Below are 12,978 nucleotides of genomic sequence, written 5' to 3'. Positions count from 1 at the left end.
CATGCCGCCACTTCCGAGCATCGTGAATCGATTAGCGGGGAGAGTTTGTGACCAAGTTGAGTAAGGCTGCCAAAAACACGGCATTAGTCCTGGCATTCGCCGGCATTGGAAGCACTTTCGTTGCCCAGCCCGCCTTGGCCCACGAAGGCCACTGGTCGAAGCAGCGCAGTGGTTGTAGCTACTCCGGTGGAGTGAGCTCCTACCACAATTACGCTTGGACGAGCAAGGACTCGGGCAGCTGCAGCGGTCACGCCTGGCTCAGGATCTACTTCAATCCTGACAACATCAACGAGTACTGGGAGGGAAGCAAGGCGGGGTTCATCTCCAACAGCACTCCCGGCATGTGGCACGTATACCACAAGTCCCAGTCCAGTGATTCCTGGGGACAGAGCCACTAACTAGCCTGCGAAAGTTTCATGCGTTGAGGGCAATCTCCAGCCTCGCCATCGTGCTGTCCTTCGGGCTGGCCAGCTGCTCGTCTGGGACGAGCGCTGGCCAGTCGCCGGACGATAGTGGCGGCGAGACCCGGCCGACTGCAACGTCACGTGCATCCGATGGTGACTCTGACTCCACCGCCAAGAAGTTCACCAATGCCGACTACGAGGAAGCCGTGCGCCGCACCGAGGAGTGCATGGCCAAGTCTCAGGTTGAGTTGGTAAACCGGGGTTGGAATCCCGTCAATGGTCAAGAGTTTATCTTGACATACCGGGCCAAGACCGTACCGGGAGACAAGGTCTTCGAGATCGCGCACGCGTGTCGTGCGACCCACCTGAACGCTGCGGAGGCCGGCTACAAGGAAGATAACCCCGCTATCATGGCGCCTGAGCTGATGAAGGCCATTCAACAATGCCTCACCGACAAAGGAATCAGAGTAACCGGTCAAGAGAAGAATTCTCAGGATCTGGTGGAGGCTGTTCCGACGAGCAGGCGCGTAGATTTGTTGGATTGCGTACACGACAATGGCCGAAAGATATATCCTGCGCTGCCAATCACGTTTCCCTGATCTGGCTTACGTCCGACGCTATGGGCGGTTCGTAACTCGGTGAAGAGGGTCGCCTGGCGCTGGACGGCCAGCCATCCCGTCGGCTTCGTCCGCGCAGTGTGGAGTGAGTGGGGCCTGCCCGGTCGAGGTGGACCTTGACCGGGCAGGCCCTGCCAGTCGGCATCCTCCCCGCGGCTCGCACCATCAAGGGAATCCGCGCCGTCCTCCGCTCGGCACTCTCCCAGGCCGAAGTGGAGGAACTGGTCGCACGAATGTCGCGACCTTGGTGAAGCTCCCACCGATCCGTAGCCGCAAGGCACGTCGTGGAGCAGCGAGGAAGCCCGAGCGTTTCTGGAAGCCTCCCGCGACGGCGCCGGCGGATGAAGTCGCGGCTTGCCGCGTCGCGTGACCAACCATCGCCAGCGCCCCGTCGGGTGCCCGACAGGGCTTGCGGCGACCTATCTCCGCAGCGTCCCCTGCGTCTACGCTCTGTCACAAGGCGAGCGCTGGACACCGCTGTGCGAGTGGAGGCGGAGCGATTGGCGAAGCTGAGCGAAGCCGAACGCAATGTGCGGTTCTGGCCGGTCGAGTTGAACGAGCCGGGGCTGGTTCTCGGCCTGCCGCCGGCCACGCCGAACCCGCCGCAGGGGTCCGGGCTGCCATTCGGTGCCGCCGCGGAGACCCGGGCCCACGCGCTGGTCGGCCCACAAGCGACGATGACCGGGCTGGCCGAGCGGTTCCTCGAGACCGTGATCGTTCCGCTGACCGCCAAGCTGCCCGCCGACAGCTCGTTCAAGGCCGTGCCGGACCGCTCCAGCCTGGCGAGGGCGCTGGCGCAGGTGTGCGCGACTACCGTCAGCGCGCAGGAGAGGTACGTGCTGGAATGGCGGACCGGCACACTCTTCCCGCTCCCGATGCAACGGTCGGCCACCGGCTGGCTGGTGTTCCTCGACAAGATTCAGCAGGTGCCGGCCGGCAACCTGCTGGTGCCCGACCCGACCACGGTGCCGGCCGGTGACCTCGTCGGCCCGACCGCGATCACGCCGGTGCGGGTACCGGAGCGGGAGGCCCGGCCGGAGCCGCCCTCGGCGCTGACCGCCCAGGTGACCGCGCTGATCGGCGGCAAGACCCCGGAGCAGGTCGCCACCGCGCTGGCCCACGATCTGCTGGACAACCCGTACGCGACCTGCCTGCGGGTGGTCGAGGCGCTGATCCAGCTGGAGGCCCACGCGGCCGCCGACGGCAGGAAGTTCGCCGCCGCGATGGTCGCCGCGATGCTACCGCCGCAGCTGTCGGCGCTGGCCGCCACGACCGGGGGCAACGCAGTGCTGCGCCGGTGCTGGGCGCGGCTCACCTCGGCCGACCCGATGTTCGAGCCGGCGTCGCAGGCGCTGGGCCTGGTGGTCCGGACGCCGGCGCAGGGCACCACCCGGCGGGAGTACTTCACACCCCAGCAGCGCCGGCCCGCCGTCGTGCCGATCGAGCCGCCGCTGACCAAGGATCAGACCACCGTCAATGGCCACGTGGTCGGCGGCGTCGCCCTCGGCCGGCGGCAGACGTACGAGTGGACCGATGCCTTCTGGCCCGGGCCCTTCTCCCCCGGCGTCGTCGCCGTGCGGGTGTTCGACGCGGAGCACGGGGCCGGCGTGCCGTGGCCGACCGGCGCCCGCCCCGACCTGATCGCCGCGCGGCGCCACGTGGTCGCGACGATCGGGCCGATCGAGGGGCAGATCGACGCCGTCCGGTTGGCCGACACCGCGCTGCTGTCGATCGGCACCCAGCAGTGGTCGTTCCACGTGGACAACGAGGGGACTGTCCTGCTCGAGCACTTCCGCCGGTGGGCTCCCGATCACTACGACGTGTTCTTCGGCATGTACGACCTCGGTCTGGCGGTGTGCGACGCGACCGGCCGGATCAGCGTCGACGAGAGCAGTGCCGGCGGCGGATGAATCCGGCCGCCGGCGTCCCGTGGGTCCGGAACCCGGGCGAGGGCCTGCAGCACCGTCCTGTTTAGACAGCGGCAAGATGCGCCGCTGCACCGATTGCGACTCCTGCGTGACAAGACGCCTTTGACAAACAGCGTCAGGCCCGGCTACCGGATCGACATTGATCGAGGTCTTGACTCTATGCGCCGCCCTGATCATGATTTACTGCGGCGGCCCAAACGTGAGGGTAAATGTGATGACGCAGGTAGAGCCACCGGCAGGAGGCCCCGCATCAGCCGTCGCTCCCAGCGAGCATGGACAAAATGGCCGACTCGCGCGTGCCAGTCGAGGCACGAGGGATTGGCTGACACGTGGGGCCCATCGGCGGGAACTGAGCATCGCGGGCCTCGGTTCGGTGTTCCTCGCTGTCGCGATGATCTGGCTGATTCCGCCGTACGCGCTTCGCGTGCTGACTGCCGGCGCCAAGACTGTGCCGATCGCCGACCCGGCCCACACCATCGTCGGTGACGCGGGTGACCCGACGGCCCAAGCATGGCTGGTGGGATGGGGTGGCCACGCTCTCACCCACGGCCTGCGTGGCCTGTGGGACACCAACGCTTTCTATCCCGACAAGTACGGCCTAGCCCTGAACGACAGCCTGCTCGGCTATGCCCCGGCAGGGCTGATAGGCAGCGGTGTAGTCGGCGCCGTGCTGCGCTACAACATCCTGTTCGTGCTGGCTTTCGCGCTCGCCTTCCTCGGCGGCTACGCGCTCCTGCGCCAACTTGGCGCGAATAAGGTCGCCGCCGCGGTAGCCGGGGCCGCCCTCGCCTACGCGCCCTGGCGCTACGGCCACGACGGCCATTTGAACATTCTCTCCACCGGTGGTATCACTCTGGCCCTGGCGATGCTGTTGCGCGGCCACGGACTCTCGTTCACCCGCGGCTACCTTGCCGAACGGGTCCGGCCGGGCTGGGCGTTCGCTGGCTGGTTGGTCGCGGCCTGGCAGGTCAGCCTAGGCTTCGGCGTGGGGCTGGGATTCGTATACGTCCTCGCCGCCCTCTGCCTGATCACACTGACAGCCTGGCTGATCCACCGCCCACGCCTTGGCCGCCGGCTGATCGTCGGTGATCTGATCGGCGGGCTGGTCTTCACCGCGGTGACCGGATACTTCGCGTACCAGTACCAACACGTGCGCGAGCTCAACCCACATGTCACCCGGGACTGGGACTACGTCGCGTACTTCTCCCCGACACTGCGCGGACTTCTCGTGGCGCCGCAGTCCTCGCTGCCCTGGGGCGACCTGCACAACGACGCCCGCACCGCTCTTGGTGCCATATCGAATGAGAAAGTGCTGCTGTGCGGGTACGCACTGTATCTCCTGGCCTTCGCCGGCCTGTTCGTGTCCCGCTGGTCACCGCTGCAGCGGCTTCTGCTGCTGTCTGGGGTGGTCGTCGGAGTGTTGTTCGCGCTGGGCACGAACGGGCCGATCTACCGCCTGCTCTATCTTTACGTGCCCGGGTTCGATGGATCCCGTACACCAGGCCGGTTGATCTTGTGGCCCACTCTCTGCCTGGCCATCCTCGCGGCCGGCCTGGTTTCCCACCTGGCCGAGGTGGCTCGCAGGGGCGCCAAGCCGGAATGGTCGGTGGGAGCGGCACGGCTACTGACCGTTCCGTTGCTGGTCCTCGTGCTAGCTGAGGGCCTGCCTGACCTGAACCACCCCCAAACCCCGGCCAAACCGGCCGCGATGGCGCTAGCCTCCGCGCACGCTCCGATCATGGTATTGCCGTCCGACGACGGCAGTGACCTCAACGTCCTACTCTGGTCGACCGACGGTTTTCCCGCCATGGTCAACGGTGCGGCCAGCTACACCACACCCAACCGTCAGGCGATCCGCGACGTCATGACGACCTTCCCCAGCGAGCCGGCCATGGATCGGTTGCACCAGCTCGGCATCCGCAGCGTCGTCCTGCTGCGCAACCGGGTCCAAGGCACCCCATACGAGCCACTGCTTAACATCCCCGACGTACCCGGAATCACCCGCCACGACGTCGGGCCAGACGTGGTTTACACCATCGACACCAACACAAAGTGATGTTGGGCGCGTCCTCGGGATACGAGGATCGTTCTGCCTGAACGCGAGGAGGGTGAGCAGCCGCCGTGGATCGTCTCGGACGAACTCTGGGCCGAGGTCAAACCGCTGCTGCTTGCCAGAAGTGGTTGCTGAGCTGCAGAGACACCGCCAGGCGCTCATCACTCCTTGTCACCCTTCGTCAACGATTGGGCGGGGTTTTCGGGGGTAGAAGGGGTTCCCTCACAGACCCGCCAGGTCTGACCGCGCCCGCTCTTCGGCGGCTCCTGCACCGACCCGCACTCCGGCGACCCCGACAAACAACGCGACTGCTCCTCGCTGATGCAGTCGGCGTACCGGTCAGCCGGCATCTCCATCCCGCGGTCACCACCAACCAAGTCGATGCTGGAAAGGCGGTGAACGACGCGACGCTTCCGCTGCCCGGCGACCTCGTATTCACCCCCGGCAGGCACGGCACCATGGCCAACCCCCGCCACGTCGGCATGTACCTCGGCTAAGGACTCACCATTCAGGCCTCGAAGACCGGCGACATCGTCAAGATCACCAAATTGAGCAGCTCGATCGATGAGATCGCGGCAATTCGTCGTGTCGCGAATCGCGACTCACGTGCTTCCTGACCATGGTCAGCGATGAAGGATTTCGACCTGGATCGCACCGCCGAGCACTCCGGCGGGACAGATCGCCACCAAGGCTGCTACAAGGGCAAGAAGGACCCTCGGCCCACGCTCCATGTCCGGGTTGAGACGGTAGACGGCCGTCGCTATGAGCAGCAAGCCGGGAAGCATCATCAGGAAGCTACGCCCGCCTTCGGCGGCGCTGGTCGCTCCGACCATGAGCACGAACGCGACCGCGAGCAGCCACAGGTCGCCGGGGCGAGGTGGCGCGACCTTCAGGTCGGTGACTCTGATCTTGAGTGCGTCAGCGAGCTCGCCGCGGGTTCGAGCGGCGTGGACGGCGACGGTTGCATCGGTCATCTCGTCGAGTGCCATCTCGCCTGCGTCGACTCGCGCGGCAAGCGTCGCCAGAACGTGCTCCTTATCCCGTTCAGTGATCAACTTTTGAGCGATCGCATCGGCACGCCTGGCATTTTCGGCGACCGCGGGTTCGCACGCGTTTCTGTCGAAATAGGACATCTGGTCGGCCCTCAGGAAGACAAGGTCATGCGCTCGTAGGGGCAACAGCTCCGAGACTGTCCAAGAGGTTTCTCGTCCGGTCCCGTTGAGCGGCCGAAGAGTGATCCGCGGTTGACCGTCCTCGATCGTGATGCCCTTGACCACGTAAGGCTTCCATCGGCGATCGCGCATATCGCTCGGTCGCTGCGCGATGCTGAAGTCACGGGGGCTCGGTGCCTGGCGACCACCCGTCGCGGTCACATGGCGGGTGGGATTGTCGGTGCACGGATGCTTGGGCCACGGCGGTCCCAGTTCATCGAAGAAGACGCGGCTGCCGTGCTCGTTGGCGTAGAAGTAGACCGGCGCACCGCAGAGGGGGCAGCGGGCGTTCGGGCTGATCCACCCCACCGCACTGCTCGACGGTGTTGATGATGATGATGTTGGTCTCGGGTAGGTCCGCCGAGGCGGCGCGGAGGACCGGGCCGACGAGCGGCTCACGTTGTGGGTGGCTACCCAGTGCCGGGTACCGCCCGAAGTTGTTCGCCAATGCCCGCGACGACGGTACGTCGTCACCAGATCACCGCCAGGCGCTGCGTCAGCATCGCTGCAGGATAGCCACCGTCGCCGTCGAGGCCGCTAGCGGCTGGTCATGTTCCCGGAGGCCATGTAGGCAGCTAGGAGGTTAGTTGGGGTGCCGGTCGAGGTTCTTGCGGGTGCGGTCATAGCGCATGGTGGTGCGTGGCTCGACGTGGCGGGCACCGATCCAGGTAGCAAAAGTACGCGGGGCGACCTGACGGGGAGGGTCAATTCTCGTCCAGGCTCTTACGGAGCTGCGTGGCCAGCGTGATGGTGTCGTCCTGTGGTTCGGCGTCGAGGTCGGCCGCCGCGTACCGGTCGGCCTCGGCCCGCCGGGCCCGCTCGCGCAGCATGTCGACCACCCGGCGGCGCGCGGCCAGGTACAGGCCGACAAGGACCGGCACACCGAGCAACACCAGGCCGGAACGTAGCCGTGACCAGGAGGATGGCCACCGCGCCGCAACCGCAACCGCGAGAGCGACCACCGCCGCCCAAGATTGGCAGGGCGAGCCAACGCGGCAGGGCGAGCCAACGCCTCGATGAACTCCGTCGCCGTGTCGCTCATTCGGTCACCTGGGCGCAACGTGGCCGGCTGGGTTCGGCGCAGAGATCCGTGGCAAGCCGGGTGCGGCTTCACCCGAGCCGTTTCATTCCCGCCGCTGCTGCCTTCAAGGGCGATGTGACGCAGAGCGGGCGCTGGGCGCTGAGGATCCGCTGATCCTGAGCGCCCAGCCCGAGAGTTGCTCGGCCGGTCCGGGACGGCTACTCGCAGCCCAGGGTCTGCCCGTACCCGCCGCGCGGCGTGTTTCCGGCGGCCACCGTGTCGGCGGTCTCCCAGAATGCCTCCGGCCAGTCGCCCTTGTCGTTTATCTGGTGTAACACCTTCCAGTTGTGGCTGCTACGCAACGCGTCGGCGGCTCGCTTGAGGGCGGCTTCGTCGCCGGCCTTCTTCGCGCGCAGCCATTCGGCAATCCACCCGCAGCCAATCTGGCTGGTCACCCTGACGCCGAACTGATAGGGGTCGTTGATACTGAGGTCGTTCAGCGTGGCGGTGTCGAAACCCGGAGGAAGCGGCACGTCGGCGAGTATCTTGGCCGCCCGCTCGTTCACCCGCTGCGGGGTGACGATTTCTGCCGGGAGTGCGGCCAGCCACGTACGGACGTCGACGTGGACCACGTCGACGAGAATCCGATCGAATTCGCTACGCGTCCAGGCGCTCCCGGTACGCAGTTCGACGAAGGAACCGTTGCGGGGCGCGAGTATGACGGCGAAGTCGCTCGCGCTGTACCGGAACAGGTCGCCCTGCCGGCCGTCGACCTTCACCGCCTCCGGCTTGCTGCCCCTTAGCCGGTCGTTGTGGTAGTCGTCGTACTGGTCAGCCGGGTACCAGTTCATCTGCAACTGCCGTCCGCCGTTGCTGAACACGATCTCGCCCTGCTTCTCGGTGAACCCCTGGACGGTGGTCGCCTTCCAGCCAGGCTGGTCAATCAGTAGCCGCGGGTTCTGCTCGGCCGCCTTCAGCGCCGCCGCCGAGTAGGAGACAATTCTCGTCCCCTCGGAGGTGGTCGGCGACGCCCTGCGGCCGCCGGGCTGATCGGGACTAATGATCGAGACGGCCAGGACACCGACGAGAGCGGCAGCCGCGACGCCCGCGCCGGCGAGGCTGCGCACCACGCCGCGGCGCGCGCGGCGGCGCCTTTCCGGCGGTTCGGCGACGCGATCGAGGGTCGGCACGGACATGATCTCCTCCAGGAGGTTTTGCGCGACCCCGTCGAGGTGCCTGACGACATCCGGTCGGTAAGTGTCGGCGTCACGGACCATCTGGTCGAGCTGCTCGTCGGTCATCTGCCCTCCTCAGGGGTGCGTACGGCCATGACATCGAGTACATGTCCGGGCCGGCCGAGATCGTCACCGACGAGATCTCGCAACCGGGCCCGGGCACGCGACAGCCGGGTACGGACCACAGCCGAGCTCAGGCGCAGGACCGCGGCGACCTCGCGCGGCTCCAGCCCCTCCCAGAAGGTCAGCATCAACACCTCCCTGTCCAACTCACTCAGCCGGGCCAGCGCGGCGCGGACCGCGAGCCGCTCGGGCACCTCGCTGCCCGGGTCCACACTGAAGGCGCCCCTGAGCCGTTGCCGCAACCGTTCGCCCAGCCGCTCCCGGCGCACTCCGCCGCGGTGGTGGTTGGCCAGCACCCGTCGGGCCACGCCGTACAGCCACAGCCGGGCCTCGGCCTCCGGCGGCATGTCACGGCTGCGCCGCCAAGCGACGAGGAAGGTCTCGGCGACCACGTCGGCCGCGTCTTCAGGCTGCTCGACGCGCCGCATCGCGTACGCCAGCAGCGGCTCGAAGTTGACCGCGTAGACGCGTCGGAAGCGGTCCTCGTGCTCAGTCTCGGAACTCACGTCTACTCCATGTCCAGCCGAGCGCCCATCGTGACAAGCCCGATCCGAAAACCACGGAGTTCGCCGGGCGGGCCTCGACCACCAGCGTCTTGGCACCAACCCGAGTTCAGCCAACTGCTGGCATACACTGGTCCGGGCAGCCCGGACCCTCGGTGCCGGTGACGATCCTGACCACCGTGACGCGGTCCGATGATGCCACGAGCGACGTGAATAGACGCCGGACGCACCGCCTGTCGTGCTTCACGGCCGGCCGCGCGTCGGGCCGAGGTCAGATGCGCACCTCTGATGCCGGCCGCGCATCAACGTACGGATCTGCCGCAAGTCGGGCGGGTCCGACGGCACGACCGAATCTGCCGATGTGAGTTCACCGAGCAGGCAGACATTCACCGCCAGCTACCGGGCGCGCGGCTGCTAGCCTCGCTGCCTTATGGCGCGACGATTCGGTGACCGAGCGACTTTCGCCGTTGGGTCGGTACGCGGCCGGTGACCACACCCCACCACCCTGACACCTTCCGCTGGTCTGTACGAACATGACGACTACAGCCTTGGCCACCTCACCTGCGCCGATCGGTGGCGGCATTGCCCAGGGCGACGCCACCGTGTGAGTCGGGGCTAGCGTGCTCCGCATGCGCTTTCCCGGTTGGCTCGACGACACCCGGACTTCCTACGACACCGTGGCGGTCAGCTACGCCGACCTGCTGCGGGACTCCCTCGCTGGCGAGCCGTTCCAGCGGGGCATCCTGGCACTCTTCGCCGAGTTGGTGCACGCTCAGGGGAACGGGCCGGTCGCCGATGTCGGCTGCGGTCCGGGCCGGATCACCGCCTACTTGCAAGGCATTGGCCTGGACGCGTTCGGCATTGACCTGTCCCCGGCGATGATCGACGTGGCCCGGCGGGATCATCCCGGCCTGCGGTTCGAAGTCGGCTCCATGACGGGTCTCGAACTGGCCGACGGCTCGCTGACCGGCCTGCTCGCGTGGTTCTCACTGATCCACGTCCCCGACGACGAGGTCCCCACGGTCATTGCCGAGTTCTTTCGGGTGCTGCGGCCTGGCGGAACCCTGCTACTGGGCTTCCACGCTGGCGAGGGCAGCAAGCTCAAGACGGAGGGCTACGGCGGCCACCCAATGAATGTCTACGTACACCGCCGATCACCTGCCCGGGTTGCGACCTGGCTGGGCGCTGCCGGCTTCACCGTCGAGGCGGAGATGGTGCATCGCCCGGCCCCGAACGTCGAGGGTGCCTTCGTCTTCGCCCATCGGTGAGGTAGGCGGAAGCCGCGGTGACTCGCGCTACGCCGCGACAGTGCGGCAGCCTGACACGTCCGGACCGCTGCCAGCCCGTCAGTCACTACTGACGACACCTGCCGTCAAGCTCGCTGATCGATCACAGCCCGCCGTACCTGTCCTGTTCGTCGCCATGGTCACGGCCGGTGTGGCGAAGCGCCGCGATGCAAGCGGCGACTGCCGGGTGGTCTCCTGCGCCCTTCCGGTACGCGATCCGGGTACGTCGCCGGATAGCGAGGGGTACGAGGCGGACCCCCGCGGGCGGTTGCCCGACGGCGAGTTGAGGCACCAGCCCGACGCCTTGTCCGGCGGCCACCAGGGCCAGCACGGCGGTGAAATCGTCGGCGTGGTGGCGCACCGTCGGGCGGAAACCGGCCAACTCGCAGGCGTGCAGGGCAACCGAGTGGCACAGCGTCCCCTGGCTACCCGCGATCCACTCGGCATCGCGCACCGAGTGCATCGGGTCACCTCGAAGATCGCACTCCAGTTCGGTCGGCAGGGCGAGGAAGACCGTCTCTTCCAGCAGAGGTGTTGAGTCCAGCGCCGGATCCGCATCGACCGGCACTATGTCGTAGTCGTGATCGAGGGCCACGTCGAGGCGACGGTCGCGCAGCGCGTTGGGCACGGCGACCGGGTCCAGTTCGGTGACCATCAGGTCAAGCGCGGGATGGTCGAGGGCCAGCGCGACCAGGGCCGGCGCCAACACGGTACGGACGGCACTCGGGTACGCGCCGATGCGTACCGTGCCGGAGAGCCCTCCGCGGGCGGCGGCCAGCGTGGCGTCCGCCGCTTCCAGGGCGGCAAGGACCACCTCGGCGTGTCGGACCAGCGCCTCCCCGGTGGGGGTGAGAGTGACCCGGCGGCCAGCGCGTTCCAGTAGCGCGACGCCAGCTTCCCGTTGCAGCGCGGCGAGCTGCTGGGAGACGGCGGATGGCGTGTAGGTGTGCGCCTCGGCGACGGCGGCGATGGTGCCCAGGCGGGCCAGGTCGCGCAGCAGGCGCAGACGGCGGACGTCAAGCATCAGCCAAGCTTACGTATTCAGTCAGTAATCGGAACTGGTTCTTCACAGTCTCGACCCGCAGGCTGGAGCCATGACACTGACCGGCCTGTACGTACCACTCATCACCCCGTTTGACGAGCGGGGTGCTGTCGCCTTCGACGCTCTGACCGCCCTCGCCAACCAGGTCCTGGAAGGTGGGGCAGCCGGCCTGGTCGCCCTCGGCACCACCGCAGAACCGCACGCTCTCACCGACGCCGAGCAGCAAGGTGTGGTCGACGTCGTTGCGACGGTCTGCCGCGAGCGCGCGGCCCAACTTCTGGTCGGCGCGCACACCCTCGACGCACTTCGGGTGCTCGGCGGACTGCCCGAGGTCACGGCGGCGCTCTGCCTGGTGCCGCCGTTCCTGCGGCCCGGCGAGGATGCCGTACTCGCCCACTTCGCCCGACTGGCCGCGGATTCTCCCGTGCCGCTGGTCGCCTACCATGTCCCCTACCGCACCGGGCAGCCGCTCTCCGTCGGGACCCTGCGCCGGCTGGCTGGCCTGCCCGGCGTGGTGGGAATCAAGCACGCTGTCGGCGGCATTGACGCCGACACCCTCGCCTTCCTCGCTGACGTACCCCCGGGTCACTCGGTGCTGTGCGGCGAAGACGCTTACGTCTCCGCGCTGCTCGCTCTTGGCGGACACGGCGGCATCCTCGCCTCAGCGCACGTCGCCACCAACGACTACGCCTCGCTGATCAGGGCCTGGCAGGCCGGGGACACCACCCGTGCCAGATCGCTCGGCCACCGCCTCGCCACGCTATCGACAGCGCTCTTCGCCGAACCCAACCCATCCGTCATCAAAGCGGTGTTACACGCCCAGGGACGCATCCCCACGCCAACGGTCCGCCCACCGCTGCTGCCCGCCACGCCAGCGGCCACGGCACGGGGCTTGAAGCAACTAAACGAACAGATCAGAACGTCGACGTAGGACGACTATGCAACGGCGCTCCAGGTAAGCGGCCGGCAGAGGGGGCAAGGCTCCCCCGCAACGCACCCGCCAGTCGCACTGCCGGCGTCAGGCCACATCTACTACGGACCGTGATGCGCATCGGCGGCGGCCGGCAGGCGGCAGGATGAACTCGCTTCCAATGAATACGCGAGTCTGCCAGTCAGGTTTCTACCCCGGTCGCGCCGCAGTGGTGGTCCGGCCCTTCACGACCCGACCGACCAGCGGCTGTCCGCGTGACCAAGCCGCCGCTGCATCACGTGCTCCGGAACACCAGCGTCAGCGCCGTTGGTAGCGGAGGTGTGCCGCGCGTCGTGAAGAGAGATCACCGGGACACCAGCGTCGGCGCAAGCCTTCCCCCAATGGTCGGTGAAGTACTTCGGGTAGTACGGTTCCCCGTCTTCCCGGCAGAACAGGTAACCGCCATCGTGGTACACGACTCCGGCGTCGACCTTCTCCGCGTCCTGGCGTGTCCGGTGAGCGTCCAGCTCCGCTACCAGGGCTGGCCCAAGCGCTACCGCCCGCTTGCTCTTTCCCTTGGGAGACTTCTCGACCACGCCGTTGCTGGTCGTGGTGCGCTGCCAGTGCAGCAGCAAGACGCCGCGA

At 67.3% G+C, this 12,978-nt stretch carries 12 protein-coding genes; 6 read left to right on the top strand and 6 right to left on the bottom strand.

Annotated features, from left to right (window positions below; all coding sequences use genetic code 11):
* Positions 1 to 448: 448 nt before the first annotated feature.
* From V6U86_RS00055 to V6U86_RS33320, 4 genes are all read left to right on the top strand, one after another.
* On the top strand, positions 449 to 1,003 hold the full coding sequence (locus V6U86_RS00055; RefSeq protein ID WP_334496958.1) for a hypothetical protein: 555 nt from the start codon (positions 449 to 451) through the stop codon (positions 1,001 to 1,003).
* A 503-nt stretch (positions 1,004 to 1,506) separates the two neighbouring features.
* The gene (locus V6U86_RS00050; protein ID WP_334496956.1) at positions 1,507 to 2,931 is read left to right on the top strand and encodes a hypothetical protein; all 1,425 of its coding nucleotides are present in this window, start codon (positions 1,507 to 1,509) and stop codon (positions 2,929 to 2,931) included.
* Positions 2,932 to 3,340: 409 nt separating this feature from the next.
* On the top strand, positions 3,341 to 5,005 hold the full coding sequence (locus V6U86_RS00045) for a hypothetical protein (protein ID WP_334496954.1): 1,665 nt from the start codon (positions 3,341 to 3,343) through the stop codon (positions 5,003 to 5,005).
* 318 nt (positions 5,006 to 5,323) lie between these two features.
* Positions 5,324 to 5,401, top strand: coding sequence for a hypothetical protein (locus V6U86_RS33320; protein ID WP_442934863.1), 78 nt, complete (start codon positions 5,324 to 5,326; stop codon positions 5,399 to 5,401).
* 224 nt (positions 5,402 to 5,625) lie between these two features.
* Here V6U86_RS33320 and V6U86_RS00040 read toward each other — a convergent pair whose 3' ends face one another.
* The 4 genes from V6U86_RS00040 to V6U86_RS00025 form a co-directional block, all read right to left on the bottom strand.
* Positions 5,626 to 6,522 (bottom strand): hypothetical protein, encoded by an 897-nt coding sequence (locus tag V6U86_RS00040; RefSeq protein ID WP_334496952.1) that lies wholly within the window; start codon positions 6,520 to 6,522, stop codon positions 5,626 to 5,628.
* A 395-nt stretch (positions 6,523 to 6,917) separates the two neighbouring features.
* Positions 6,918 to 7,106 (bottom strand): hypothetical protein, encoded by a 189-nt coding sequence (locus V6U86_RS00035; RefSeq protein ID WP_334496950.1) that lies wholly within the window; start codon positions 7,104 to 7,106, stop codon positions 6,918 to 6,920.
* A gap of 346 nt (positions 7,107 to 7,452) precedes the next feature.
* A complete protein-coding gene (locus V6U86_RS00030) occupies positions 7,453 to 8,535 on the bottom strand; it encodes a hypothetical protein (RefSeq protein WP_334496948.1) in 1,083 nt (360 codons plus the stop codon).
* Positions 8,532 to 9,098, bottom strand: a complete 567-nt coding sequence (locus V6U86_RS00025; protein ID WP_334496946.1) for an RNA polymerase sigma factor — start codon at positions 9,096 to 9,098, stop codon at positions 8,532 to 8,534. Before V6U86_RS00025 ends, V6U86_RS00030 begins: the two co-directional genes overlap by 4 nt.
* Before the next feature lie 626 nt (positions 9,099 to 9,724).
* On the opposite strand from V6U86_RS00025, the gene V6U86_RS00020 reads away from it, so the two are divergent.
* The gene (locus tag V6U86_RS00020) at positions 9,725 to 10,363 is read left to right on the top strand and encodes a class I SAM-dependent DNA methyltransferase (RefSeq protein WP_334496944.1); all 639 of its coding nucleotides are present in this window, start codon (positions 9,725 to 9,727) and stop codon (positions 10,361 to 10,363) included.
* Positions 10,364 to 10,484: 121 nt separating this feature from the next.
* Here the strand turns inward: V6U86_RS00020 and V6U86_RS00015 are convergent, their stop codons facing one another.
* The gene (locus V6U86_RS00015; protein ID WP_334496942.1) at positions 10,485 to 11,405 is read right to left on the bottom strand and encodes a LysR family transcriptional regulator; all 921 of its coding nucleotides are present in this window, start codon (positions 11,403 to 11,405) and stop codon (positions 10,485 to 10,487) included.
* A gap of 70 nt (positions 11,406 to 11,475) precedes the next feature.
* Between V6U86_RS00015 and V6U86_RS00010 the strand changes: the two genes are divergently transcribed.
* Entirely contained in the window at positions 11,476 to 12,354 is an 879-nt protein-coding gene (locus V6U86_RS00010) for a dihydrodipicolinate synthase family protein (protein ID WP_334496940.1), read from the top strand.
* A 224-nt stretch (positions 12,355 to 12,578) separates the two neighbouring features.
* Here the strand turns inward: V6U86_RS00010 and V6U86_RS00005 are convergent.
* A partial coding sequence (locus V6U86_RS00005; RefSeq protein WP_334496938.1) for a tyrosine-type recombinase/integrase occupies positions 12,579 to 12,978 on the bottom strand: 400 nt, incomplete at its 5' end.

Origin of the sequence: Micromonospora sp. CPCC 205558 (assembly GCF_036902955.1) — a bacterium.
Lineage (GTDB): Bacteria > Actinomycetota > Actinomycetes > Mycobacteriales > Micromonosporaceae > Micromonospora.
Note: the sequence above shows the minus strand (reverse complement) of the source record. Positions and strands in the feature narration are given on the sequence as shown.

Excerpts from the sequence above, each read along its gene's own strand:
- V6U86_RS00015 (WP_334496942.1), bottom strand. The coding sequence starts at position 11,405 with ATGCTTGACGTCCGCCGTCTGCGCCTGCTGCGCGACCTGGCCCGCCTG.
- V6U86_RS00045 (WP_334496954.1), top strand. The coding sequence starts at position 3,341 with ATGATCTGGCTGATTCCGCCGTACGCGCTTCGCGTGCTGACTGCCGGC.
- V6U86_RS00020 (WP_334496944.1), top strand. The coding sequence starts at position 9,725 with ATGCGCTTTCCCGGTTGGCTCGACGACACCCGGACTTCCTACGACACC.
- V6U86_RS00010 (WP_334496940.1), top strand. The coding sequence starts at position 11,476 with ATGACACTGACCGGCCTGTACGTACCACTCATCACCCCGTTTGACGAG.
- V6U86_RS00030 (WP_334496948.1), bottom strand. The coding sequence starts at position 8,535 with ATGACCGACGAGCAGCTCGACCAGATGGTCCGTGACGCCGACACTTAC.
- V6U86_RS33320 (WP_442934863.1), top strand. The coding sequence starts at position 5,324 with ATGCAGTCGGCGTACCGGTCAGCCGGCATCTCCATCCCGCGGTCACCA.